The sequence below is a fragment of the Gordonia sp. 'Campus' genome (assembly GCF_022206305.1).
Classification (GTDB): domain Bacteria; phylum Actinomycetota; class Actinomycetes; order Mycobacteriales; family Mycobacteriaceae; genus Gordonia.
On the sequence record NZ_JAKOIW010000004.1, the window covers coordinates 22,113 to 47,512 of the forward strand.

20 protein-coding genes and 1 other RNA gene are annotated in these 25,400 nt (G+C 69.1%); 10 read left to right on the top strand and 11 right to left on the bottom strand.

Annotation, left to right across the window (positions count from 1 at the left end; genetic code table 11):
* Positions 1 to 6: 6 nt before the first annotated feature.
* Together MAY35_RS05495 and glnA are read right to left on the bottom strand one after the other, a co-directional pair.
* Entirely contained in the window at positions 7 to 3,054 is a 3,048-nt protein-coding gene (locus MAY35_RS05495) for a bifunctional [glutamine synthetase] adenylyltransferase/[glutamine synthetase]-adenylyl-L-tyrosine phosphorylase (protein WP_238419845.1), read from the bottom strand.
* A gap of 67 nt (positions 3,055 to 3,121) precedes the next feature.
* A complete protein-coding gene (glnA, locus tag MAY35_RS05500) occupies positions 3,122 to 4,462 on the bottom strand; it encodes a type I glutamate--ammonia ligase (protein ID WP_238419846.1) in 1,341 nt (446 codons plus the stop codon).
* A 330-nt stretch (positions 4,463 to 4,792) separates the two neighbouring features.
* Between glnA and panB the strand changes: the two genes are divergently transcribed.
* The 3 genes from panB (at position 4,793) to MAY35_RS05515 (ending at position 8,308) form a co-directional block, all read left to right on the top strand.
* The gene (panB, locus tag MAY35_RS05505; RefSeq protein ID WP_238419847.1) at positions 4,793 to 5,638 is read left to right on the top strand and encodes a 3-methyl-2-oxobutanoate hydroxymethyltransferase; all 846 of its coding nucleotides are present in this window, start codon (positions 4,793 to 4,795) and stop codon (positions 5,636 to 5,638) included.
* Between the two features lie 90 nt (positions 5,639 to 5,728).
* Entirely contained in the window at positions 5,729 to 6,712 is a 984-nt protein-coding gene (gene pip, locus MAY35_RS05510) for a prolyl aminopeptidase (RefSeq protein ID WP_238419849.1), read from the top strand.
* Positions 6,713 to 6,814: 102 nt separating this feature from the next.
* Complete coding sequence (locus tag MAY35_RS05515; RefSeq protein WP_238419850.1) at positions 6,815 to 8,308, top strand: CYTH and CHAD domain-containing protein; 1,494 nt, start codon at positions 6,815 to 6,817, stop codon at positions 8,306 to 8,308.
* On the opposite strand, the gene MAY35_RS05520 is transcribed toward MAY35_RS05515, so the two are convergent.
* The 6 genes from MAY35_RS05520 to cobC all read right to left on the bottom strand — a co-directional run bounded on the left by MAY35_RS05520 (position 8,309) and on the right by cobC (position 14,057).
* The gene (locus MAY35_RS05520) at positions 8,309 to 9,730 is read right to left on the bottom strand and encodes an RNB domain-containing ribonuclease (protein ID WP_238419851.1); all 1,422 of its coding nucleotides are present in this window, start codon (positions 9,728 to 9,730) and stop codon (positions 8,309 to 8,311) included. It lies immediately after the preceding gene.
* A gap of 69 nt (positions 9,731 to 9,799) precedes the next feature.
* Positions 9,800 to 10,216: RNase P RNA component class A (gene rnpB / locus MAY35_RS05525), an RNA gene on the bottom strand.
* Positions 10,217 to 10,283: 67 nt separating this feature from the next.
* A complete protein-coding gene (locus MAY35_RS05530) occupies positions 10,284 to 10,979 on the bottom strand; it encodes a histidine phosphatase family protein (RefSeq protein ID WP_238419852.1) in 696 nt (231 codons plus the stop codon).
* A 4-nt stretch (positions 10,980 to 10,983) separates the two neighbouring features.
* Complete coding sequence (locus MAY35_RS05535; RefSeq protein ID WP_238419853.1) at positions 10,984 to 11,721, bottom strand: zinc ribbon domain-containing protein; 738 nt, start codon at positions 11,719 to 11,721, stop codon at positions 10,984 to 10,986.
* A 79-nt stretch (positions 11,722 to 11,800) separates the two neighbouring features.
* Positions 11,801 to 12,943: a Nif3-like dinuclear metal center hexameric protein gene (locus tag MAY35_RS05540; protein ID WP_238419854.1), complete on the bottom strand. Its 1,143-nt coding sequence runs from the start codon at positions 12,941 to 12,943 to the stop codon at positions 11,801 to 11,803.
* Positions 12,921 to 14,057, bottom strand: a complete 1,137-nt coding sequence (gene cobC, locus MAY35_RS05545; protein ID WP_238419855.1) for an Rv2231c family pyridoxal phosphate-dependent protein CobC — start codon at positions 14,055 to 14,057, stop codon at positions 12,921 to 12,923. The genes MAY35_RS05540 and cobC overlap by 23 nt, the downstream gene beginning before the upstream one ends.
* A 30-nt stretch (positions 14,058 to 14,087) precedes the next feature.
* Between cobC and MAY35_RS05550 the strand changes: the two genes are divergently transcribed.
* Together MAY35_RS05550 and MAY35_RS05555 are read left to right on the top strand one after the other, a co-directional pair.
* Complete coding sequence (locus tag MAY35_RS05550) at positions 14,088 to 14,774, top strand: HAD hydrolase-like protein (RefSeq protein ID WP_238419857.1); 687 nt, start codon at positions 14,088 to 14,090, stop codon at positions 14,772 to 14,774.
* Positions 14,775 to 14,825: 51 nt separating this feature from the next.
* Entirely contained in the window at positions 14,826 to 15,305 is a 480-nt protein-coding gene (locus MAY35_RS05555; protein WP_238419859.1) for a low molecular weight protein-tyrosine-phosphatase, read from the top strand.
* Positions 15,306 to 15,335: 30 nt separating this feature from the next.
* On the opposite strand, the gene MAY35_RS05560 is transcribed toward MAY35_RS05555, so the two are convergent.
* A complete protein-coding gene (locus MAY35_RS05560) occupies positions 15,336 to 16,340 on the bottom strand; it encodes a putative zinc-binding metallopeptidase (RefSeq protein ID WP_238419860.1) in 1,005 nt (334 codons plus the stop codon).
* Positions 16,341 to 16,376: 36 nt separating this feature from the next.
* On the opposite strand from MAY35_RS05560, the gene MAY35_RS05565 reads away from it, so the two are divergent.
* On the top strand, positions 16,377 to 17,354 hold the full coding sequence (locus MAY35_RS05565) for an SURF1 family protein (protein ID WP_238419861.1): 978 nt from the start codon (positions 16,377 to 16,379) through the stop codon (positions 17,352 to 17,354).
* Here the strand turns inward: MAY35_RS05565 and MAY35_RS05570 are convergent.
* Complete coding sequence (locus MAY35_RS05570) at positions 17,332 to 18,342, bottom strand: cobalamin biosynthesis protein (RefSeq protein ID WP_308192438.1); 1,011 nt, start codon at positions 18,340 to 18,342, stop codon at positions 17,332 to 17,334. The two genes, MAY35_RS05565 and MAY35_RS05570, sit on opposite strands and share 23 nt — an antisense overlap.
* 152 nt (positions 18,343 to 18,494) lie before the next feature.
* Between MAY35_RS05570 and MAY35_RS05575 the strand changes: the two genes are divergently transcribed.
* The gene (locus MAY35_RS05575) at positions 18,495 to 19,307 is read left to right on the top strand and encodes a spermidine synthase (protein WP_238419863.1); all 813 of its coding nucleotides are present in this window, start codon (positions 18,495 to 18,497) and stop codon (positions 19,305 to 19,307) included.
* Positions 19,308 to 19,585: 278 nt separating this feature from the next.
* Positions 19,586 to 21,553 (top strand): protein kinase, encoded by a 1,968-nt coding sequence (locus MAY35_RS05580; RefSeq protein ID WP_238419865.1) that lies wholly within the window; start codon positions 19,586 to 19,588, stop codon positions 21,551 to 21,553.
* Between the two features lie 221 nt (positions 21,554 to 21,774).
* Here MAY35_RS05580 and MAY35_RS05585 read toward each other — a convergent pair whose 3' ends face one another.
* A complete protein-coding gene (locus MAY35_RS05585) occupies positions 21,775 to 22,599 on the bottom strand; it encodes a maleylpyruvate isomerase family mycothiol-dependent enzyme (RefSeq protein WP_238419867.1) in 825 nt (274 codons plus the stop codon).
* A 156-nt stretch (positions 22,600 to 22,755) separates the two neighbouring features.
* Between MAY35_RS05585 and MAY35_RS05590 the strand changes: the two genes are divergently transcribed.
* Positions 22,756 to 24,303, top strand: coding sequence for a serine/threonine-protein kinase (locus MAY35_RS05590; protein ID WP_238419868.1), 1,548 nt, complete (start codon positions 22,756 to 22,758; stop codon positions 24,301 to 24,303).
* 67 nt (positions 24,304 to 24,370) lie between these two features.
* Positions 24,371 to 25,354 (top strand): YafY family protein, encoded by a 984-nt coding sequence (locus tag MAY35_RS05595; RefSeq protein WP_238419869.1) that lies wholly within the window; start codon positions 24,371 to 24,373, stop codon positions 25,352 to 25,354.
* The last annotated feature ends 46 nt before the right edge of the window (positions 25,355 to 25,400 follow it).

Below are 25,400 nucleotides of genomic sequence, written 5' to 3' on the forward strand. Positions count from 1 at the left end.
GCGGGGTCAGGAGCCGAAGACTTTGAGTACCACAGCCTTTGCGCGGCGGGTGACCCTGAGGTAGTTCTCGAGGAACTCCTGGGCCTGGTCTTCCGGCCAGCCCGCGGCGAACGCGATCTGACGCAGCTGGGTGCCCGGTCCGGGCAATTGGTCGATCGGCTTGCCGCGCACGAGGACCAGGGCGTTGCGCGCCTTGGTGGCGGTCGTCCAGGCGTTCTTCAACAGGGTCACATCATTCTCGGACAACAGCTCTGCTGCACCGATCGCGTCCAACGCCTCGAGCGTCGACGTGTTGTGCAGGCTCCGATACCGGTGTGCGTACCTGAGTTGCAGCAGCTGCACCGTCCACTCGATGTCGGCGAGTCCGCCGCGGCCCAGTTTGGTGTGGGTCGCCGGATCGGCGCCGCGGGGCAACCGCTCGGCGTCCACGCGCGCCTTGATCCGCCGGATCTCCTTGACGGCCTCGTTGCTGACACCGCCCGCCGGATACCGCACGTGGTCGATCATGTGCAGGAAGTCGATGCCGAGGGGCTCGTCCCCCGCGACCTGGTGCGCACGCAGCAGCGCCTGGACTTCCCAGGGTTGCGCCCACTGCGCGTAATAGGCCGCATACGACGCGAGGGTGCGCACGATGGGGCCGTTCCGGCCTTCGGGACGCAGACCGGTGTCGACCTCCAGCGGGGGATCCGCGCTGGGACTCCCGAGCATCGATCGCACGTTCTCGGCGATGGTCTGGGCCCACTTGAGGGCCTCGGACTCCTCCGCTTCGCGATTGGGCTGACACACGAACATGACGTCGGCGTCCGAGCCGTAGCCGAGCTCGCCGCCACCGAGACGCCCCATCCCGATCACCGCGATGCGCGCCGGGGCCCGGCTGCCCCGGTCGCGTTCGGAGACGTTGATCGCGACCGTCAGCGCCGCGTTCAGCACCGCGGCCCACACGCTCGACAGGGCCTTGCACACCGCCGGGACATCGAGCAGTCCGAGCACGTCCGCCGAGGCGATGCGGACGAGCTCCGCGCGGCGATGCGAACGCGCCACCGCCACAGCGCGTTTCATGTCCGTCTGGCGGACCGTCGACGCGATCAGTCCTTTCGCGACGTCCTCGGGCCGGACATTGCACAACTTGGGACCGTCGGGCCCGTCGGAATACTGGTGGATCACCTCGGGCGAGCGCATCAACATGTTCGCGATGTACTCGGAGGTGCCCAGCACCTTCATCAGCCGCGCGGCCACCACACCGTCGTCGCGCAGCAGACGCAGGAACCAGTCGGTGTCCTCCATGACGTCGCACAACCGGCGGTAGTTCAGCAGTCCCGCATCGGGATCCGGCGTGTCCCCGATGTGTTCGAGGAGCTGCGGCAGGATGAGGAGCTGGATCTGCCCGCGGCGCCCGGGCGCATTCGACAGCGCGCGGATGTGGCTCAGCGCGCGATCGGGTTTCGCGTAACCGAGTGCGGCGAGACGTCTTTCGGCCGAGGTGTCGGTCAGGGTCAGCTCATCGGTCTTGAACCGGGTGACCGCTTCGAGAAGCGGACGGTAGAAGAGCTTCTGGTGGAGCCGGCGCACCCGCAGACTCTGGTGTTTGATCTGCTCACGCAACACCCCGGTGGCGTCGAGTTCACCCTCACGCCGGATGTGCGCGGCGCGGGCGAGCCAGCGCAACCCCTCGTGGTCGTCGGGTTGCGGGAGCAGGTGGGTGCGCGACATCCGTTGCATCTGGAGACGATGCTCGAGCAGGCGCAGGAACTGGTACGACGCACTGAGATTGGCCCCGTCGTCGCGACCGACGTAACCGCCCGCGGTGAGCGCGGCCAGCGCATCGACCGTCGGCATCACCCGCAGGTCCTCGTCGACCCGGCCGTGCACCATCTGCAGCAACTGCACCGCGAACTCGACGTCGCGCAGACTCCCCTGTCCCAGTTTGAGATTACGTTCGCGCTCGTCCTCGGGCACCAGCGATTCGACGCGGCGCCTCATCTTCTGGACCTCGGGCACGAAGTCGGGCCGCTCGGCGGCCTTCCAGACCATGGGCTTCACCGCGGCGATGTACTCGTCGGCGAGCTGCATGTCGCCGGTCATCGCCCGCGCCTTGAGCAGCGCCTGGAACTCCCACGTCTTCGCCCAGCGCTCGTAATAGGCGACATGCGATTCGAGGGTGCGGGTCAGCGCACCCGACTTGCCCTCGGGTCGCAGCGCGGCGTCCACCTCGAAGAAGGCGAGCGAGCCGACCCTCATCATCTCGCCGGCGATACGCGCCGCGGTGCCGTCGGCGGGATCACTGACGAAGATCACGTCGACGTCGCTGACGTAGTTCAGTTCCCGCGCACCGCATTTGCCCATCGCCACCACCGCGAGCCGTACCGGGACGGGGCCGTCGCCGCACACCTCGGCGAACGCGACCGCGAGTGCGGCCGTGAGCGCGGCATCGGCCAGGTCGGACAGATAGGCCCCGACCTCGGGCAGCCACATGACCGGTTCGTCCTCGACGGTCGACGCGACGTCGTGCGCGGCGAGCTGAAGGATGAGGTTGCGATACGCCAGACGCAGCGCCACCACCGACTTCGGGCCCGTGAGCTTGGCGCGGTAGACCCGGTTGCCCTTCTCCTCTTCGCCGGGTACGGCCTCGGCCTCGACGGCGGCCAGCATGAGACGGTCGACTTCCGCACGGTCGGGCAGCTCGTCGGCGAGCAGCAGGCGCCAGCCGGACGGTTCGGCGACGAGGTGATCGGCGAGGGCGTCCGAGGACCCGATGACCCCGAACAACCGGCCGCGGAAGGAACGTTCGGAGCGGAGCGCGGCGTCGATGTCCGACCACTCGTCGCCCGCGGCCCCGCGCAACCGGACGAGCGTTCGCAACGCGAGGTCGGCGTCCGGGGACCGCGACAGCGCCCACAACACGTCGACCGACTCGGGCGTGTTCCACCCCAGCTCCGCCAGATCCCGTGGAGCGGAGTCGTCGAGGAGACCCAGCCGACCCGCACTGGGGACCGCGCTGCGGCCGGATCGCGCAGAGGGTCCGGATCGCGCAGGGGGTCCCGATCGTGTTGTCACACCATAAAAGTAGCGACCGGAGCCGCCGATTACGACACCGCGGTCCCCGATGAGCAGGGTGCGGGCGCTACAGCGGCAGGTAGTTCTGCAACTCGAAGGGGGTGACGAGACTTCGATAGTTCGTCCACTCGGTCCACTTGTTGCGCAGGAAGTAGTCGAACACGTGCTCGCCGAGCGCCTCCGCGACCAGCTCCGAGGTCTCCATCTCCTTCAGGGCGTCGGCGAGGCTGCCCGGGAGCTCCTTGTAGCCCATGGCCCGACGCTCCGCCGAGGTGAGTGCCCAGACGTCGTCCTCGGCCTCGTCGGGCAGCTCGTAATCCTCCGCGATGCCCTTGAGTCCCGCGGCGAGCAGCACGGCGAAGGTGAGGTACGGGTTGCACGCCGAGTCGGGGCTGCGGACCTCCACCCGTCGCGACGACGCCTTGTTCGGCGTGTAGAGCGGGAGCCGGATCAGCGCGGAACGGTTGGCGCCGCCCCAGGTGGCCGCGGTCGGGGCCTCGCCGCCGTGGATGAGCCGCTTGTAGCTGTTGACCCACTGGTTGGTGACAGCGCTGATCTCCGACGCGTGGTGCAAGATGCCGGCGATGAACTTCTTGCCCGTGGCCGACAGCTGCATCGGGTCGTCGGGATTGTGGAAGGCGTTGATGTCACCCTCGAACAGGCTCAGGTGCGTGTGCATCGCCGACCCCGGGTGCTCACTGAACGGCTTGGGCATGAAGGTCGCCCACACGCCCTCGTTGATCGCCACCTCCTTGATGAGGTAGCGGAAGGTCATGACGTTGTCGGCCATGGACAGCGCATCGGCGTAACGCAGGTCGATCTCCTGCTGCCCGGGAGCGCCCTCGTGATGGGAGAACTCCACGGAGATGCCCATCGACTCCAACGCCTCGATGGCGTGGCGACGGAAGTTCGGCGCGGCGTCGTGGACGGCCTGATCGAAGTAGCCGCCGGAGTCGGCGGGCGTCGGCACCGAGCCGTCGAGCGGGGCCTCCTTGAGGAGGAAGAACTCGATCTCGGGGTGGACGTAGCAGCTGAAACCGAGGTCGGCGGCCTTGTTGAGCTGACGACGCAGCACGTGTCGCGAGTCGGCCCAGCTGGGGGTGCCGTCGGGCATCGCGATGTCGCAGAACATGCGTGCCGAGTGATGACGGCCGGCTGACGTCGTCCAGGGCAGCACCTGGAACGTCGACGGATCGGGCTTGGCGACGGTGTCGGCCTCCGACACCCGCGAGAACCCCTCGATGGCGGAGCCGTCGAATCCGATGCCCTCGGCGAAGGCACCTTCGAGTTCAGCGGGGGCGATCGCGACGGACTTGAGATAGCCGAGGACGTCGGTGAACCACAATCGAACGAAACGGATGTCGCGCTCTTCGAGGGTCCGCAGCACGAATTCCTTTTGGCGATCCATGGTCGCCGACCTTAGAAGTACGCTGTTAAATCCGTGTTACACGCGCGAGTCCAACTCGCTGTGCAGGCGTTTTGGCGAGGCTGTCTCAACATTTGGGACACAAGACCATCCTGTGGGAGACCCTTCCGGCCGTGCCATTCGCCGCGAGAGCCCGTCCACACTCGCACACCGACCGCCCGCGCCCAACTCGCGCGTGTGATCAATTGCATAGCCGCGGCCGGTCACAAGGTCGTGGCGCGGTGAAACAATGGCTGACGTCCGTGTTCAACCCGGGTACCCGCCGCGTCGCTCTGCCGACCAGCCGGGACTCGAGGCAGAAAAGAGACAACGATGTCCGATTCCTCGGTTTATGGTGCACCCGCTTCCGCCCCGACCGCCAAGCGCCGCGTCACCCGCGTCCATCACCTCGCCCAGATGAAGTCCGAAGGCGAGAAGTGGTCGATGCTCACCGCTTACGACTACTCGTCGGCCCGCATCTTCGACGCCGCCGAGATCCCCGTCCTCCTCGTCGGCGACTCCGCCGCCAATGTGGTCCTCGGCTACGACACCACCATCCCGGTCACCCTCGACGAGATGATCCCGCTCATCCGCGCCGTCGTACGCGGCGCACCCCACGCGCTCGTCGTCGCCGACATGCCGTTCGGCAGCTACGAGATCGGACCCCAGCATGCGCTGGAGAACGCCTTCCGGATCTTCAAGGAAACCGGCGCCCACGCGGTGAAGCTCGAGGGCGGCGAACGAGTCGCACCCCAGATCGCGGCGCTGACCGCGGCCGGCATCCCGGTCATGGCACACATCGGGTTCACCCCGCAGAGCGTCAACGGCCTCGGCGGCTTCCGCGTGCAGGGTCGCGGAGACGGGGCGGACCAGCTCGTCGCCGACGCCATCGCCGTCCAGGAGGCCGGGGCGTTCTCCGTCGTCATGGAGATGGTGCCCGCCGACCTCGCCGGTCAGATCACGCGCAAGCTCACGATCCCCACGGTCGGCATCGGCGCGGGCAACGAGACCGACGCGCAGGTGCTGGTGTGGCAGGACATGGCCGGACTCACCCACGGCAAGACCGCGAAATTCGTGAAGCGCTTTGCCGACGTCGGTTCCGAATTGCGTTCGGCGGCCGAACAGTACGCCGACGAGGTGCGGCGCGGCGTCTTCCCGGGGCCTGAACACAGCTACTGATCCGACGGTCGCCGAGCCGGTGATCGGGCGGGGGTCGGGAACCCGCCCGCCTCCTCGGTCACCGGCCTCGGAGCGCCTACGCTGGCCTGCATGCGGAACTTCTACCCGGAGATCGAACCCTACGATTCGGGTCATCTCGACGTCGGTGACGGTCAACAGATCTACTGGGAGACGTCCGGCAACCCCGACGGCAAGCCGGCGGTGTTCGTGCACGGCGGTCCCGGGGGCGGGACGGCGCCGACACAACGCCGCTTCTTCGACCCGACGAAGTACCGCATCGTCCTGTTCGACCAGCGCGGGTGCGGACAGTCCCGCCCGCACATCGCCGACGGCGCCGACCTGAGTGTGAACACCACCGCTCACCTCATCGCCGACATGGAACGTCTCCGTACTCATCTCGGCATCGAACGGTGGCAGGTCTTCGGCGGCTCCTGGGGTTCGACCCTCGGCCTGGCGTACGCACAGTCACACCCCGACCGGGTCACCGAACTCGTGCTGCGCGGCATCTTCCTGCTGCGACGCAGTGAGATCGACTGGTACTACAACGGCGGTGCCGCCCACATCTACCCGGACCTGTGGGAGGGCTATCTCGCACCGATCCCGGAGGCCGAGCGCGACGGCGACCTCGTCGAGGCCTATCACCGCCTGCTCACCTCGGACGATCCCGCCGTTGCCGGCGCTGCTGCGCGGGCATGGACGGGGTGGGAGCAGGCCACCAGCTACCTGCTCCCCCGGCCCGCCGAGAACACCGGTGCGGGTTCGGGTTCCGAGTCTGACGCCGACGACGCCCAGCGCTTCGACCTCGCGTTCGCCACCATCGAGAACCACTACTTCGTCCATCATGGTTTCCTCACCGACGGGCAACTGCTCGCCGACATCGATGCGATCGCGCACATCCCCGGCGTGATCGTGCAGGGACGCTACGACGTGGTGTGTCCGACCCGCAGCGCGTGGGACCTGCACCGCGCTTGGCCGTCGGCCGAGTTGCACATCGTCGCCGACGCCGGCCACGCGTCCTACGAACCGGGTATCCGCCACCACCTCATCGAGGCGACCGACCGCTTCGCGGGATAGCGAACGCACCCGCGACACCCCGCTCGGTCGTCAGGTGTGTCGACCCGCACCGACCAACGCTCACTAGACTCGACGGACAGGCGTCGAACCCAGGAGGAACAGGTGGCCGCATCCGAGCAGCTCGAGGTGGAACTGAAGTTCGACGTGGACGCCGGTCACGTGGCCCCCGACCTGCGGACGCTGCCGGGCGTCGTCTCGGCGTCGGAGCCGCAGACGTTCTCGCTCGACGCCACCTACTTCGACACCGAGAACCTCGACCTCGCCGGCAACCGGATCACCATGCGCCGACGGACCGGCGGCACCGATCAGGGCTGGCATCTCAAGCGTCCCACCGACATTCCCGGCGCCCGCCGCGAGTTGCACGTCGGTTTCGACGAGGCGCCGGCCGACGGTGACGCTCCCGACGCCCTGGTCACACCGGTGCTCGCACTCACCCGCGAGCGCCCGCTGATCCCGGTCGCGGTGATCTCGACGACGCGCACCGTCACGCGTCTGCTCGGCGCAGGCGACGAACCCCTCGCCGAACTGGCCGAGGATCTCGTCACCGCGCAGTCGCTGCTTCCCGGCGGACACTGCCGACAGTGGGCCGAGTGGGAGTTCGAACTTCTCGCCGGAGGCACCGGCAAGCTGCTGAAGGCCGCCGACAAGGCCCTGCGCGCCGGTGGTGCCCGCGAGGCGTCGAGTGCGTCGAAGCTCGCCCGCGCGATCGGCGCGACCCCCACGGTCCACGAGCCGAAGTTGTCCAAGCGGCCCACGGCTCTCGAGCTCGTCGTCACCGACATCGCACTGCACCGCAACTCGTTGATCGCCTACGACCCCCTGGTACGGATCGACGCCCCGGACGCGGTCCACCAGATGCGGGTCGCCTGCCGTCGCCTGCGCAGCATCCTGTCCGGGTTCCCCACCGTCCTCGACGCGGAGCGGACCGCCCACGTCGCGGCGGAGCTCAAGTTGCTCGCCCAGATCCTCGGCGATGCACGCGATTCCGAGGTCCAGCTGGAGATGAACCAGGCAGTGCTGCGCGGCGAGAACGCCTCCGCGGAGCTGCTGGCCGAGCTCGCCGGCACCGAGGTCGTCGCCCACGACCGAGCACTGCGGGCCGCACATGCGGCGATGACCTCGAAGCGGTACTTCGCGCTGCTCGACGCCGTCGACGGTCTGATCGCTTCTCCGCCACCCGGGCCCGACGCCGACGTACCGGCGACGGTCGTCGTCGACAAGGCGATCGCGCGCAGCCGCAAGCACATTCACAAGGCACAGGATCGGCTCGCAGCGTTCGCCGAGGGTTCCGACGAGTGGGAAGAGCAGTTGCACACCATCCGCAAACGCGCAAAGCGCCTGCGGTACAGCATCGACGCGACCGAACCCCTCGGCAAGAAGAAGTACCGCGCGGTCGGTTCCGCGGCCAAGAGGATCCAAGCAGCCCTCGGCGACTTCAACGACACCCGGATCAACCGGAGGCGTATCGCCGACGTCGCCGCCACCGGAAAGCTCGGCGGCGCCGACATGTTCGTGCTCGGCCGGGTCGATGCGCGGCTCGAGGCGGACGGTCACCGCGCCATCGCCACCTACCGCAAGGTCGCCAAGGACCTGTGATCAGGCCACCGGCCGGAACTCCACCGATCGGCTGACCTCGTCGGCCTTCATCAGTTCGACGCCGATCCGGTCCCCCGGTCGGAGGTCCCCCGCACACCGTGCGACGACCGGGGGATCCGCGATGAACACCTGTGCCGGTCTGCGCTCGGTGGCCGCCGCCATGACCACCGCCTCGAAACGCTCGCCGATCCGGTCTCGGAGGATCACGGCTTCGGCGAGGTCGATGCTCGCCCGGTCTGCGGTCGCACCGAGAGAGTCCGCCGACCGGAGGATCTTCGGCAGTGTCGGGAGTGCGCGCAGCACCCAGTCCGGAATCGGCGTGCCGGCGGTGACCGCGAGACACGCCTCGGTCGCGAACCGGTCGCCGAGCCGACGCAGCGGCGCCGTGACGTGGGCATAGAGTCCGCCGATGGCGGCGTGCCGCTTGCTGTCGTCGTCGATACCGGCCGCGGTGCCGGTTCCGTCGAGCGCGAGGTAGTTGGCGCCGCGCATCAGCCCGCCCGCCGCCGACTGCAGCGCGAGCGTGCTGGGCTCGTCGCCCGGCAGCCCGGCGAGGAATCGCCCGACGGAGAACCCCGCAGGCCACGGAACCCCGAGTGCACGGGCGGTGGCCCGCAGGCCCTCGACGGCATCGTCGTCGGCCGGCGGCAGCGTGCGGAGCAGGCCGACTCCGGCGTCTGCCATGATCGTTCCCGCGCAACTACCCGCAAGCAACGAGACCTGTGAGTTCCACATGTCGGCGGGGGTGTGCGGCTCGAGATCCAGGCGCCACCCACGTGCGGTGCGGGTGACGGTCTGGTCCGGGAGGTCGAGTTCGACCGCACCGCGGTTGAGTGCCACCTCGTGACGCAGCTCGCCGAAGGCCGGCAGTGCCGCGATCGAGGGGTGCAGCCGTCCGGCGACGGCGTCCGCGGTGACCCCGGCGTAGTCCAGGCGGGCGACCGACCGGATACGGCTGCGCCGCACCAGCACGTCGGTCACCGAACCGTCCCCGGCGACTCCGATGGTCCACAGTACGCACGGTCGCACTTGCTCGGGCAGAAGCGATCCCGCGCCTTCCGACAGTTCTCTGGGATGCAGGGGCACCGAACCGTCCGGGAAGTACACCGTCGCCCCGCGCCGTCGGCTCTCCTGGTCGAGAGCACCCTCGGGGACGACGAGGGCGGCGACATCGGCGATCGCGTAATCCACGACGAACCCGTCTCCGTCGGCGGTGATGCGCACCGCCTGGTCGAGGTCTTTCGACGACGGCGGGTCGATGGTGACGAACGGGAGATGCGTGTGATCCTCGCGGGTGCCGGCGAAGCGGTCGACCGCGGCGCGAGCCTCGGCGAGCGCGTCGTCACCGTATTCCTCGTCCACGCCGAGTTCGGTGCGGATGCCGGCGAAATCGATGTCGGGGGCGGAGAGGATGCGCTTCACCCCAGAGACCCTAACGCGGAGCAGGTCCGTACCGGCGGGGGCAGACCGTCGAGAGCCGGGCGATTGGGGCGAACGAGCCGGCACATAAGCCGGATCCTGTACCCGCCCCGGCCTCGCGGCCGGTACGGGTGGCGACCATCCATCTGGGCACACCGTCGCCGGGTACCTCGAGCGGCCCACCCGCGGACTGGGGCGAGCAGCCCTCGTGACGTCCGCGCACACGCACCTCACGGTGCGTGCTTCGGCCTTGCTCCGGGTGGGGTTTACCTAGCCGGCACGGTCACCCGTGCCGCTGGTGCGCTCTTACCGCACCGTTTCACCCTTACCGGCCTGACGGCCGGCGGTCTGTTCTCTGTGGCACTGTCCCGCGGGTCACCCCGGGTTGCCGTTGACAACCACCCTGCTCTGCGGAGTCCGGACTTTCCTCGATGAACGGCGTGACGGGAGTCCGCCCGTTCCGCGCATCGCGGCCGCCCGGCCGACTCGTTCGCGCACTCAGGATACGCCGCGGCCCTCTGTGGCTCGCGGCCGGCAGCCGAAGGACCCCAGCGCGTCAGGAACGCCAGTGGGCGGCGTCGTTGACGAGCCGCACCACCGAACCACCGTCGGCGAAGAACTCGGCGATCGACACCGACGCGAGATCCAGATGAAGGCGGAACAACAACTCGGGTCCGACGCCCAGCGCGTCACGCAGCATCGACTTGATGGGCGTCACATGCGACACCAGCACGACCGTTTGACCCGAATAGCGTTCCAAGAGTTCGTTTTTCGTCTCGGCGATCCGGTCGGCGACCTGCGCGAAGCTCTCCCCGCCGGGAGCGGCCAGGGTGATGTCGGACAGCCATGCGCGATGGATCTCGGGGTCGCGAGCCGCGGCTTCGGAGAACGTCAGCCCCTCCCACTCGCCGAAGTCGGTCTCGATGAGTCCGGCGTGTTCGACGACCTCGACACCCGTGCGCGCGGCGACTTCGTCGGCGGTGGACCGGGTCCGGCTCAGCGGCGAGGTCACGATGGCCGCGATCGAATCCTCGCGGGCGACCCGTTCGGCTGCGGTCCGCGCCTGGCGACGACCTTCCTCGGTGAGCTCTGGGTTGCCGCGACCCGAGTAACGCCGTTCCACCGACAACGCGGTCTGCCCGTGGCGCAACAGGATGAAACGTGTCGGTGCCCCCTGCTGGCCCTGCCACGACGGCGGCGTCGCGGCCGGACCCGGCGCTGCGACGGTGCGCTCGCTCGGCGTCGCGGTCACGGAGTCAGAGTCCCGACTCCGCGGTCCGCACCAGGATCGCCCCGCACTCCTCACAGCGGATCACCTCGTCGGAAGCGGCTGCGGCGATCGTGGCGATGGTCCCGCGATCCAGTTCCATCCGACATGCACCGCAGCGTCGGGCACGCAACAACCCGGCACCGATGCGGCCGTTGGCGCGCTGCTTGTCGTAGACGCTCAACAGGGCCGGATCGACTTCGGCCGCAAAGGACTCGCGACGTTCCCGGGCGCGCGCCAGGTCCTCGTCGATCGTCGACAGCGACTGATCCCGACGGACCTGCGCCTCGGCGACCTTCTCTTCCAGGTGGCTGATGGTGGCCGCGGCGCGGGACCGTTCCGCCTCCACCGCTTCCTGCTGTTCCATCAGCGTCAGCAACTCGTCTTCGAGTACCGAACGACGACGCCCGAGCCCGGCGAGCTCGTGCTGCAGCTCGGACAGGGCCTTCGGGGCCAGTCCACCCCCGGTGAGCAGCGCGGAGTCCTTGGCCTCCCGGTTGGCCATCCCGGTGACCTCGGAGTCGATGCGGCGGTATTCGCGACCGAGGTCCTCGGCCGCGATCTCCGCGCGCACGAGGTCGTCCCGGGCGGCGTCGATCGCCTTATTGTGTTCGGCGATCTCGGCGTCCTCGGGCAAGGTCTTGCGTCGATGCTCGAGTCGGTTGATCTCGGCATCGGAGTCCGCGAGATCGAGTAGCAGTCGTTGCGCGCCGGCGTCGACTTTCATTGCGGCCTCCTGTCTCTGAAGTCCCCCCACCGTACGCGGAGGGGTCATGTCCACCGGCGGCGGCTCGGATTTCGCCGGTTCAGAGCGAGCTGTGCAGAACGAACGGATCGGTGGGCTCGTCGAAGACCGTCGTCGGGATGCCGAGTTCGGCGTCGAGCAGCGCCGTCACCTGTGCGCACCAGGGGAACTCGGTCGCCCAGTGCCCGGCGTCGATCAGGGCCGGGCCGCCGACGCGAAGGCTCTCGTCGGCGGGGTGGTGCCGGAGGTCGGACGTCACATAGCAGTCGACGTCGAGACCGCGGACACGGTCGAGCAACGAGTCCCCGGCGCCCCCGCACACCGCGACGGTGCGCACCAGCGCGTCGGGGTCACCGGCCGCGCGGACTCCTGCGGGGGTCCGCAGAACCCGTGCCGCCATGGCGGTGAAGTCCCGGAGGGTCATCGGCTCGGCGAGCGCCCCCACCCGCCCGAGCCCGACGTCGCTGCCGAATGCGGCCAGTTCGAACACGTCGAAGGCCGGTTCTTCGTAAGGATGGGCGTTGCGCAGTGCGCGCAGCACCGCGGCCCGGAGTCCACGGCCCGCGACCATCTCCACGCGCGCTTCGTCGACGTGCGTACGCATGCCGATCTCGCCGATCGCCGGCGATGCCGATTCCCCGGCCTCGAATTGTCCCGTGCCGACGACCGACCACGAACAGTCTCGGTAGTCGCCGATGGTCCCCGCGCCGGCGGCGAACATCGCCTCGCTCACCTGCTCGACATTGCCCTCCGGCACCATCACCACCCATTTGTCCAGCGGGTCAACAGGTTTGGGCGCGATCGGCACGGTGTCGAACACACCGAGGCGGTCGGCGAGGGCGTCGGACACGCCGGGTCGCGCACTGTCGGCGTTGGTGTGGGCCGCGAGCAGGGCGGTCCCGGAACGGATCAGCCGGTGCACGATCCGCCCTTTGGCGGTGTCGGCGGCAAGCGTGGTCACCCCGCGGAGCAGGAGCGGGTGGTGCGCGACCACGATCCCCGCACCCGCCTCGATCGCCGCGTCGACCACCGCCTCGGTCACATCGACACACGCGAGCACGCCACGTGCCTGCTCCTCGCGATCGCCGCAGACCAGACCCACCGCATCCCACGACTCGGCCAGGGCCGGCGGGTACGCCCGTTCGACGACGTCCACGACATCGCCGACGGTGATCACTCGCTCAGACTGCGGGGACGGCTGCATCACCGATCTCCTCTCGAACCTGTTCGATCGCACGTACGAGATCCCGCACCTGTGAGCGGGGGCGGACCGCGAGCCGCAGGTGGGCGTCGCCGAGTCCGACGAAGTTGGCGCAACTACGCACCGCGAAACCGTGGTCGACGAGCCGGCGTTTGACCTCCGTGGCGTTCGGCACCTCGACGAGGACGAACGGCGCCGACGGTTCGGCTGCCGCCGAGAGTCCGATGCGGGCGAGCTCATCGAGCAATGCAGCACGCTCCTCCGCGACCGCCCGGGCCTGATCCAGGCAGTATCGCTGCCCGGCATCGCCCAGGCATGCGGTCAGCGCCGCCAGTGCCGGTGTCGACAGCGCCCAGGGGCGGCGGCCCGCTCGCAGGCGGTCGAGCACTGCGGCTGGGCCCAGCAGATAACCGGCGCGGAGTCCGGCCAGACCGAATGTTTTTGTCACACTACGGATCACCAACAGATCGGGCCAGTCGACCGAGGCCACCGACTGCGGTTCGGGGGCGCCGTCGGCGCCGAGGGTGAGATCGGCGAAAGCCTCGTCCACGACGATGATCCGGCCCGGCCGGCGCAGCGCGTGGAGGGCGTCGACCGGGTGCAGGACCGACGTCGGGTTGGTGGGATTGCCGAGGATCACCAGATCGGCGTCCTCGGGCACACCCGTTTCCGCGGGCGTGCCGAGCCGCCAGGGTGGGCTCAACACCACCTGCGTGATCGGCACACCGGCGGCCCGCAGGACGATCTCGGGTTCGGTGAACGACGGCTGGATCAGCGCCGCGTGTCGAACTCCCAGTCGTGGGAGCATCTCGAACCCGTCGGCGGCACCCGACAGCAGCAGCACGTTGTCGGGGTGTCGGCCGTGGGCCGCGGCGACGGCGTCGACCGCACGCTGCTCGTCGGCGGCGGTGGGATAGCGGGCGAGATCATCGAGCCCGGCACGGACGGCATCGAGTACGAACGGGGGCGGGGTGCCTCGCACGTTCACCGCGAAGTCGACGAGCCCCGGTACCGCGTCGCTGTCGCCATGACGTTCCGGATCGGTCAGATCGGCGTCGGAACGCCTCGCGCCCGCGGTGGTCACCGCGACATCGAGCGCACCGTACCCAGCTGTCATGCCTTCCGACCTTACGTGCACCATGGAATCGTGACGACGCCGCCGGATCCCCGCCATCCCGACACCGTTCTGCTCGTCGACGTCGACGGCACGATCACCGACAGTTTCGACGGAATCGCCAACAGTTTCCGCCACGCACTCGCCGCGGTCGGCGCCGCCGAACCGGACCCGCGAATCGTCGCGGGTATCGCCGGCCCGCCGATGATCGACACCTTGCACGCCCTGGGACTCGAACCCGAGGCCGCCGACGAGGCGATGCGCGCCTACCGGGAGCGCTACACCGACACCGGCTGGCTGGAGAACTCGGTGTTCGACGGCATGGACTCGCTCCTGGGCGACCTGGCGGCGTCGGGTCGGACCCTGGCGATCGCGACGTCGAAGAACGAGACGACCGCCCGAAAGATCCTGGAACACTTCGGACTCGCCGACCATTTCCGCCACATCGCCGGCGCGAGCGACGACGGCACCCGGCGGCAGAAGTCCGACGTCATCGCCCATGCGATCGCGCAGCTCGACCTGCCCACCGACCCGGACACCGGGCACGTCACCGGACCCGTCGTGATGATCGGCGATCGCAGCCACGATGTCCACGGGGCAGCGGCTTTCGGCATCCCGGCGATCCTGGTGCGTTGGGGTTACGCTCTGGACGGGGAGGAACAGGACGCGACCTGGGCGGTCGGGTCCGTGGCCGAATTGCGTGACGTCCTGGGTGCCTGATCGGCCCCCGACGCACAGCCGACGGCGAATCGACTTGTTGAGGTGGTGACAGTGTCAGACGAACTCCACATCTGCTTTGTGTGCACCGGCAACATCTGCCGATCCCCCATGGCGCAGAACATCTTCCGCACCGCCCTCGACGACGCGGGCCTGGGCGGCAAGGTACGCGTCTCCAGCTGTGGGACGAGCGGTTACCACATCGGCGAACCCGCGGACAATCGTGCGCGGACCGAGCTTGTCGCACACGGGTATTCCGATGCCCACGTCGCCGCGATCCTCGGACCGGAGCATTTCGACGCCGACCTGCTGCTGGCCATGGACGAGGGCCACGTCCGCGAACTCGAACGCAAACGACTCGGCGACCGCACCCGGCTCCTGCGGTCGTTCGATCCGTCCGCACCCGCCGACGATCTCGACCTCGCGGACCCGTACTACGGCAGCACCGACGACTTCGTCGTGACCCGCGAACAGATCGAGGGCGCGATGCCCGGGCTCATCGACTGGGTTCGAGACCAGCTCGGGGTGTCCTGACCTGGTCTTGCTCTGCTGTGCCGGTGCAGCTCACGCTGCGGGCGCCACCAGGTTGTGCACGAACCGGATCTTGGTGAGGACCTTCTGCGGCAGGACGAACGGGTAGAGGTCCGGGTGGCCCATCGACCGGTTGATCTGGTTGAGCGCCCAGGTCAGCGGTAGCCACTCGTCGATCACCCGGTCGAAGCCCACATCCCCTGGCGGGACACCGTCGAAGGTCGCCCCCGCGGGCGCCATCGCGAACGCGGCTGCGGTGTCGAGCGTGTCGCGGATGTGGAGGTAGTGGGCGAAGGTCTCGGCGAAGTCCTCGGCCGGGTGCATCGTCGCGTACGAGGAGACGAAGTCGCGCTGCCAGCCTTCGGGCGCTCCCTCCTTGTAGTGCCGGTCCAGCGCGGCCTGGTAATCGTCGTCGGGATTGCCGAACAACTCCTCGTACCCCGCGCGATGGTCGTCGTCGATGAGGACGATCTGATAGTAGTGACCGATCTCATGACGGAAGTGCCCCAGAACCGTTCGATACGGCTCGGCCAGTTCGACGCGCATCTGCTCGCGGTGCACATCGTCGCCCTCCGCGAGATCGAGGGTGATGACCCCGCTCGCGTGACCGGTGATGACCGACCGCTTGGCGCTGGACAGCAGATCGAAGGCCAGACCGGTGTGCGGATTGTCCTCCCGGCTCTCGATGGGCAACCCGAGTTCGGACAGTTCGAGGACGAGGCGGCGCTTGGCGGTCTCGGTCTGCCCGAAGATCACCATCGCCTCGGTGTCGTCGTCGTCCGGACGGGTGCGGGTCAATCGACACGACTCACACAGGGTGGGAGTGCCGCTCCACTTCACCAGCCAATTGCACTGAGCGAGCTTGATGTTGACGCACCGCTCGAGGAGGACGCCGTCCACCTCGGCACGTCCGTCGTCGTCGAGCACATGGATCGCCCGGGTCTGGAGCCAGAATCCGAGCTTGCTCCGGCAGTTCAGACACAGACTGTTCTCGAAGGAAAGACGCTGACCACACTTCAAGCAGACGAAGTCTCGCATTTCGATCAGGCTACCCCCGCTCGGTAGCCTGGGTGTGTGCATGTTCTGCGAACGATCCTCCGCCCAGGGTGGATCGCCCTCGGTGTGGTGGTCGCGGCGTTCGCGGTGGCCTGTTTCACCCTGCTCGCGCCCTGGCAGCTCGGCAAGAACTCCGACACCGAGCGCCGCAACGACTTGATCCGCACCGCGACGTCGATCGAGACCGAGCCCCTCGCCGAGGTCGCCCCGTCGTCGACGTTCGATCCGTCGTCGGAATGGCGCTCGGTGCAACTGACCGGTCGCTACCTGGTGGAGGACCAGGCCCTGGTCCGGTTGCGCAACGTCGACGAACGTCCGGCCGTGGAGGTCCTCACCCCGTTCGCGGTCAGCGGATCGGACCGGGTCATCCTCGTCGATCGGGGGTACATACGACCCCAGGAGGGCGCGGTCCCCGACATCCCGGCGCCGCCCACGGGCGAGCAGACGATCACCGCGCGCATCCGGGCCGCGGAGAGCGTCAGCACCGACCGCGGGGCACGGCAGGACAACGGGACGCTGACGGTGTCCACCATCAATCCCGGCCTCGTCTCGGCGGTGACGTCGACGCCGATGGACGACTTCTACCTGCAGCTGTCCCCCGATCAGCCGGGCTCTCTCGGCGAGATCTCCCTGCCCCAGCTGGACACGGGTCCCTACCTCTCCTACGGACTCCAATGGCTCGCCTTCGGTGTGATGGCACCCCTCGGCGTGGGCTACTTCCTCTTCTCCGAGATCCGGGCCCGGCGACGCGCAGCCGCTGCCGCATCCGCGTCCGCAGCCGGCGAACAGTCCGGGCAGGACACGCCCCGGTCGCCGAAACCCACCGCACCTGAGCCGGACTCACGTGCCCACCGCCGCCAGCAGATGCGTGACGAACTACGCGCCGCGGCCGGCACGACGGTGGTCCATCAGGTCGGCCGCATCGGCCATGGTCCGCAGGCCGACGACGAATCCCGCGACGTCCGCGACAAGCTCACCCGACGCTACGGCGACTGAGCCGCCGCGCCGCGACGCCCAGGCCGGGGCGGGCCAGGACGGCGGCGGCACAGACCACCAACGTCGCCCGCTGCACGCGCCGTGACAGGGCCACGGCCGCGCGCAGGTCGGCAGGCCCGGGCACCGGCCCCGAACCGAGCGTCGGACGCATCTCGACGCCGTGCGGATACACCGTCCGTCCGCCCAGCTGCACACCCAGCGCACCGGCGAAGCCCGCCTCGACGACACCCGCATTGGGACTCGGATGGGCCCCGCTATCCCGTCGCCATGCCGCCGCGGCGCGTCTCGGCGCTCCCCCGACCACGACGATCAGCACGCCTGCGAGCCGGGCCGGCACCAGGTTCGCAACGTCATCGACGCGCGCTGCCGCCCAGCCGAACCGTCGGTATCTGTCGTTGCGGTAACCGACCATCGCGTCGAGGGTGTTGACCGCCCGATACCCCAACAGTCCGGGAACACCGGCCAGCGCTCCCCACACCAGCGGACCGACCGTGGCATCCGAGGTGTTCTCCGCGATCGACTCCAACGCCGCACGGCACAGACCAGCCTCATCCAGCGACTCCGGATCGCGACCGCACAGGCTCGGGATCAACGCCCGCGCCGACCCCACATCGTCCGCGTCCAGCGCATCGGCCACCGCATCCCCCACCCGGCACAGCGACGTCCCGCCGAGCGCAACCCACGTCGCCGCCGCGGTCACACCGACCCTCCCCAGCAATGACGCACGTCTCTCGGCGACGATCGCCGACACCGCTGTCGACCCGACCATCACCGCCACCAAACCCACGCCCGCCACCCGCGAGTCGCGGTACAGCGCACGCTCGACCACACCGGCCAACCGACCGAAACCCGCGACCGGATGACCGCGCACCGGATCGCCGGCCCACTCGTCGATCACAAACCCCAGCGCGAGCCCGACCGCCGTCGACGCACCGCCACCGGCCCATCGGACAGGACGGCGGCGGGAAACGCTGGTCGGTCTCGGCACCGCGCGATGGTAACCCGGCCCGCCGGGCCATCACGGCCCGCTCGCTCCGCTCCCGGCACCGGGCCATCACGGCCCGCTCGCTTCGCTCCCGGCGCCGGGCCATCACGGCCCGCTCGCTTCGCTCCCGGCGCCGGGTGCCACACTTGGCCCCCGTGGCCAGGACACCCGCACAGCCGACACCCGGGCGGTACGACATCGACACCGGCGTCGCCGAACTGAGCGCGGACACCATCTCCGGCGGATGGCTCCTGACCATCAACGGCGCGCACAGCTCGCACATCCACCCCGACGACCCGACCGCACTCGACTTCGAATATCTCCGCCAGATGGCCGCGGTCATCGACGAACGCCACCCGCCGTCGGAGCGACTCCGCGTCCTACACCTCGGCGGCGCCGCCTGCGCGCTCGCCCGCCACCTCGACCACCGCTACGCCGACGCCCGCCAGGTGGCCGTCGAGATCGACGCCGAACTCGCACGGCTCGTACGCGAATGGTTCGACCTCCCCCGCGCACCCAGACTGCGCATCCGCGTGGGCGATGCGCGCGAGGTCGTCACCTCCCTGCAACCGGGGACACGCGACGTCATCGTCCGTGACGCGTTCGCCGGGGACCGCACCCCGCGACACCTCACGACACGCGAATTCACGACCGCCGTCCGCGACGTCCTCGTCCCCGGCGGGTTGTACCTCGCCAACTGCGGAGACGGCCGTGACCTGGCCGGGGCGCGCGCCGACGCCGCCACCATCGGTTCGGTCTTCGAGCACCTGATGCTCATCGCCGACGCCGCCATGTTCAAGGGCCGGCGCACCGGCAACATCGTGATCGTGGGCAGCGACACGCCACTCGAGCCGTCGGCCGCACTCGTCCGTACGTTGCTCGCCGACCCGCTCCCCGCCCAGATCATGTCGGGGCAACGAGCACGCGACTTCGCGCGCGGACCGGCACTGACCGACGACGACGCGTGACGGGGGCGTACCTTTCCCACCGCCACCCGCCCACCTGCTGGCTGAAAACCACCCGTCTCGACGCCGCCGCGGACGATTCACCGTCCGTCGAGTTCTGCGGGGCCGTTGTCGGGACGTCATCGCGTCGACACTGGTACCGGCACCGGGCAGGCGCGGTCCGCACGCCCACCGAGAACCCTCGGTCCGTGGCTCGTTGTACGTCAGCACCCCACGCTGATTAGGGTTGACCCGACCGCCCCCGACCGACTGGCGCCGACACCGAGGAAGCCGAGGATGACGTGACCGATCCAACGTCACGGGCCGGCACCATGCTGGGTCCGTACCGCATCGACCGCCTGCTCGGGCGCGGCGGAATGGGCGAGGTCTACGAAGCCTTCGACACCCTCCGCGAACGCCGCGTAGCACTCAAGGTACTGCCCCCACACCTGCTGCGGGACAAAGACTTCCGCGATCGATTCGAACGCGAGTCGAAAACCGCGGCCAAACTCTCCGACCCGCACGTCATCCCGATCCACGACTGGGGCGAGAAGGACGGCGTCCTCTTCATCGACATGCGACTCGTCGACGGACAGGATCTGCGCAAGCTCCTCGCGTCGGGACCGCTCACGCCGGGTCGCGCCGTCCACATCCTCGGACAGATCGCCTCGGCCCTCGACTCCGCACACCGTGATGGCCTAGTCCACCGCGACATCAAACCCGACAACATCCTGGTCGACGCCGATGACTTCGCCTACCTCGTCGACTTCGGCATCGCGCAGGGCACCACCGACAGCCGGCTCACCCAGATCGGCACGGCGCTCGGCACCCTCGCCTACATGGCCCCGGAGCGTTTCGGTGACGAGCCCGCCGGCCCCGGCTCCGACAACTACGCGCTCGCCTGCGTGTTGTACGAATGCGTCACCGGTCAGACCCCGTACCCGGCCAAGACCGACCAGGGCCTCATGACCGCCCACATCACCAAGGAACCGCCGAGGACCGGCGGACCGCTCGACCCGGTGATCGCGCGCGGTCTCGCGAAAGACCCGGCCGGTCGGTTCCCCACCGCCAGGGAACTCATCCGCGCCGCGTCGACGGCGCTGTCATCGCCGCACGACAACACCCCGCCCGCACCACCCACCGTCACACCCCCGGTCATGCTGCCCCCGACGTACGCGCCCGGCGGCGCATCGGTGCAGCCCGGATTCGGTGCGCCCGGCTCCCCCGTGCCCTCGGACCGCACCATCGTCTCCCCCGGCCAACCGACACCGGGCCATCGATCCGGACCCACCGGGGTGCCGTCGGATCCGACTCTGGTCCGCGGACCCGGTTCGGGTCCCACGGTGTCCGGACCGCACTCCGGCGCCGGCGGCGGATTCCGCTCCCCGCCTGGAGCATCGGGGCCGCAAGCATTCTCGGGACCTCAGCCGTACTCGGGGCCCCAGTCGGCATATTCGGCATCGCATCTCGGCGGCGGTCAGTGGGGCCCCGGCCCCACACCGGGCACGTCGCACACCGGTCGCAACATCGCCATCGCCGCCGGAGTCGGCCTCGTGGTCATCGTCCTCGCGGTGACGGGAATCGTTGTGGCGCTGTCGGGTTCCGACGGCGGCGACCCACCACCGACGCCCAGCACGTCCACCAGCGCCCTACCAGCGGGCACCGTCGCATGCGACTACCCGGCGCGCGCGGCGGTCGGTGGCATCACCCAGGCGAAACCCGCTCCGAGCCAGCCGAACACCGGCACGGTCGACGCGGAGATCCCGATCGCCGGTCAGGGCACCGTCAGCATGACGCTCGACCGCGCCGAGGCGCCCTGCAACGTCGGGGCCATGGTCTCGCTGATCAAGTCCGGTTTCTACAACAACAGCAAATGTCACCGGGCGTCCGACAAGTACTTGATCTGTGGATCGTCGGGCGGTCAGGAGGGCACCAACCCCGGCTGGACCAGTCCCGACGAACTGCCCGAAGGACTTCCGTCCGCAGGGACCGACGACGACGGCGTGCCACAGGTGACCTACCCGCGGGGCACGGTCGGAATCCTCGACCTCCCCGACGACGAGGGCGCCACCGGTTCGACCACCTTCTTCATGCTGACCGACGACACGGCCCTGCCACTGACCTACTCGATCGTCGGGACCGTGGACGCGTCCGGACTCGCCGTCCTCGACAAGATCGTGGCGGGTGGCTTCACGCCCAACGCTCCCGGCGCGGCGTCGGGACCCCCGAAGCAGAATCTCCTGATCCAGCGGGCCACCGTCGACGGGTGATCGCCCCGCGGGGTGCGGGCGACGCCACCCCTGCTGCCAGATTCGTCAGTCCTGCAAGGCTGGTCACACAAAGTGGTTCCCGCTCATCGAATCCGTTGCCGCTCATCGAAATCCGGTGAGCGGAAACGGAATCAGTGAGCGGGCGCACGTACTCCTCGACCTGCGGGTGGGGTGGCACCACACAGGACCGTTCACAACAAGCGAACTCGACGGGTGATCGCTCAGATCACGTAGTTCATGCGCTTCAGGATCGCCTGTCCGAGAGCCTCATCGCCGTCGAGTTCGACGCCGGACGGGTCCGCGTCGCGACGCCCGCCCGCGAACCGCGCCAGATTGACCCCGTCGAGTCGGATGCGCACGTCGGCGGCGGAGTCGCCGCCGTCGAACTCGTCGACGACACCGGCGCGGTCGGCGACGGCGATGCGTACGGTGCGCGGTGCGGGTCCGGTGACGTCGAACAGCACGTTGCTGCCCTTCGGCGCGTCAGCGCGCTTCCCGACCACGAAGGGCAACGACGCACAGATCTCGTCGAGCGCCCACCTGGCGGGGTGAGAATCGGTCAGCGCGGAATGATCGGTGCCGTCGCGCAGATCGATCTCGTGCACCCAGCAATCGAAGATGCGGATGCGCATGAACCGCCCGTAGGTGTCCGCGCCGGCCGGCGTCATCGCCGCGGCGTCGAACTCGTCCTGGGTCATCGCCCTCAGCGCGGCGGTGCGCACCTCGATGATCTCGTCGAGCGCGTCGAGGACCTCCGTCCGCGGCTTCGGCCGAAAGTGGTCCACCCACTTCTCGTTGAGTTCGCCGATCGGGTTGCGGACGTGGTCGAGCGCGCTCACCGTGCGGGTCGCCTCGACGTCACGGCCGTCGAGCATGCTCTCGGTGCCGACGATGTGGGCGACGATGTCGGCGTTGGTCCAGCCGGGGAGGACCGAAGGCGCCGACCACGACTCGTCGTCGAGCGAGCCGGCGAGGTCCCGGATCGCGCCCCACTCCGCGATCAGAGCCGCGGTCACCTCGTCGATGGGCAGGATCGTCGTCGCCATTCTCACTCCTCGGGTCTGACGGGCGGCCGGGCCGACCGTGGGGCAATCAACTCAACCGTATCGAGGTCCGCACCGGAGGTCCCGGGACCCGCCGAACGGGGGACAACTGCCGGCTCCGACTCCGGCGAACCGCCGCAGCCCCCTACGCTTGTCGGCGTGTCAGCATCCGTGAACGCCGGCGACCGACTCGGCCCCTACCTCATCGGCGAGTTGATCGGACGCGGCGGAATGGGTGAGGTGTACCGCGCCATCGACACCCGGAAGGATCGGGTGGTCGCGCTGAAGTTGCTGAACCCCCAGGTCGCCGACGACCCCGCGTTCCGCGACAGGTTCCATCGCGAATCCCGCGTCGCCGCCCAACTCAACGATCCGCACGTCATCCCGATCCATGACTGGGGCGAGATCGAGGGACGTCTGTTCATCGACATGCGCCTGGTCGACGGCCGGGATCTGCGCACACTCCTCGTCGAGGATGGGCCGCTCCCGGCCGAACGTGCGCTGCGGATCGTCGGCCAGATCGGGGACGCGCTCGACGCGGCGCACCGTTCCGGCCTGGTCCACCGCGACGTCAAGCCCGACAACATCCTCGTCGACGGCCGAGACTTCGCATACCTCGTGGACTTCGGCCTGGCGCAGGCGGACACCGACACTCGTTTCACGAGCACCGGCACCGCTGTCGGTTCCTTCGGGTACATGGCGCCGGAACGATTCGGTGACGGCGCGGTGGGGGCGCCCGCGGACATCTACGCGCTGGCCTGCGTGCTCTTCGAATGCCTGTCCGGCACACATCCCTTCGCGTCGGCGACCACCATCGAGCGGTTGATCGCGGCTCACCTGACAACCCCACCACCGCGTCTCGGCGGGCCCATCGACGAGGTCATCGGCCGCGGTATGGCGAAAGACCCTGCGCAGCGGCAGCATTCGGCCGCAGCTCTGGTCGCCGACGCGGAGGCCGCGGTGCGCTCGAAGCCTCTCGGTGGTGCGCCGACACTCATTCCGGCCGGGCCGCCGCGAGTCATTCCCGCCGGTCCGGCCGCGCCCACACTCGGCGGTCCGTCGGGCCCGAGCTCACCGTGGGATGCCACCAGGACCGCGAGTCCGGCCCCGTCGCGCCGCCGATCGCCTGTGGTCCCGATCGTCGTGGCCACGGTTGTCGTCCTGCTGATCTGCGCCGGGGTCGTCGCCTGGGCGGTCGCCACCACCGACCGGGACAACCCGGCGACCGCGCGTGACGCTTCCGCACCGCCGACGACCACCGCGACACCAGCCTCACCAGCTCTGGTCTCGCCTGTGCCCGGACCCACTTCTGAACCTGGCCCAACGTCGCTACCCGGCCCCTCGCTCCAGCCGCCTACCCGTGCACCGCGCGCAGTCGTCCCAGGCGATCTCGGTCTCACAGTGCCGATGACACGACCTGCATGCGACGGTACGGGCATCGTCGTCGTCGCCAACGCGACTGCGCCCGGGACCTACGTCGCCGAGGTGCAGTCCTACCTCGACCGGCACCCAGGTGCGAGTTACCTCCGAACCGACCAATCATGCCCCTCACTGAGGCAGTCCTTCGACGACGGCAGCCCCATCTACTCGGTCTACTACGTGGCTGGTCGTACCCAGAACGAGATCTGCGAACTGCGAAACCGAGTCGGCGGGTATGGCAAGTGGCTCGACACGTCGTCGGACCCGGGGTCGCAGGTAGCCTGCTGATCCGCGGCGCCCCGCATGTTTCAATCGCGGACAGAAACTGTCCGCTTCGTCGGGCAGGATGAGACGCATGCTGGAAACGTCTGCTCGCCTCCTCGCTCTGCTGTCTCTGCTGCAGACACGACGCGAGTGGTCGGGCCGCGAGCTCGCCGAGCGTCTCGAGATCACGACTCGCACCGTCCGTCGTGACGTCGACAAACTGCGCGAACTCGGTTATCCCGTCGATGCCAATGTCGGCTCGCGCGGCGGGTATCGGTTGGGGGCCGGGGCCGAGATGCCACCGCTGCTCCTCGATGACCAGGAGGTCCTCGCCGTCGCGCTGGGTTTGGACGCGGTGACGACCGGGGCCGTCGCCGACATGGCCGAGGCGTCCGCCGGCGCGCTCGCGAAGCTCCGCCAGGTCATGCCGTCCCGACTCCGACACCGGCTCGACGCGCTGCGCATCGAAGCCGTCCCGCGGACCGCACCGGCGAGCGCGGTGTCGGCGGATCGGCTGACCGACATCGCCACCGCCTGCCATCGGAACGAGCGCCTGCGATTCGACTACCGGCGCAACGACGGCGAGGAGAGTCGACGCGAGGTCGAACCCTACCGCCTCGTCCGCAACGGAAACCGTTGGTATCTGGTCGGTTTCGACATCCAGCGCGCCGACTGGCGATCGTTCCGCGTCGACCGCATGGAACCGAAGGTGCCCACCGGGCCGCGTTTCACACCACGGGACCCGCCGGAGGGTGGCGCGGCGGCGTTCGTGCTCCGCGGACTCGGCGCGCTGTACAAGCGGGCCACCGCACGCGTGATGATCTACGCACCGCTGGCCGAGGTCTCGGCGACGGTGCACGAATCGTGGGGGGCGGTGGAATCCGGCGACGAACAATGCTGCGAGGTGACGCTCTACAGCACCTCACTCACCTCGATCGCCCGGTGGATGCACGCCTTCGGTGCGGACTTCACCGTCATCGAACCCCCTGAACTCCGTGCCGAGCTCGCCGCCGCGGCGGAGTATCACGACCAGGTCGCCGAGAGGTACCGGCGAGCAGTCGCCGCGGACCCGTGACACCCCGGCGACCGTCGTGATCCACCCGTGACGAGCGCACCGTCTC

Coding starts and splice junctions, on each gene's coding strand:
- glnA (WP_238419846.1), bottom strand. CDS start 4,462: ATGGATCGCCAAAAGGAATTCGTGCTGCGGACCCTCGAAGAGCGCGAC.
- panB (WP_238419847.1), top strand. CDS start 4,793: ATGTCCGATTCCTCGGTTTATGGTGCACCCGCTTCCGCCCCGACCGCC.
- pip (WP_238419849.1), top strand. CDS start 5,729: ATGCGGAACTTCTACCCGGAGATCGAACCCTACGATTCGGGTCATCTC.
- MAY35_RS05535 (WP_238419853.1), bottom strand. CDS start 11,721: ATGAAAGTCGACGCCGGCGCGCAACGACTGCTACTCGATCTCGCGGAC.
- MAY35_RS05540 (WP_238419854.1), bottom strand. CDS start 12,943: ATGCAGCCGTCCCCGCAGTCTGAGCGAGTGATCACCGTCGGCGATGTC.
- cobC (WP_238419855.1), bottom strand. CDS start 14,057: ATGACAGCTGGGTACGGTGCGCTCGATGTCGCGGTGACCACCGCGGGC.
- MAY35_RS05560 (WP_238419860.1), bottom strand. CDS start 16,340: ATGCGAGACTTCGTCTGCTTGAAGTGTGGTCAGCGTCTTTCCTTCGAG.
- MAY35_RS05585 (WP_238419867.1), bottom strand. CDS start 22,599: ATGGCGACGACGATCCTGCCCATCGACGAGGTGACCGCGGCTCTGATC.
- MAY35_RS05595 (WP_238419869.1), top strand. CDS start 24,371: ATGCTGGAAACGTCTGCTCGCCTCCTCGCTCTGCTGTCTCTGCTGCAG.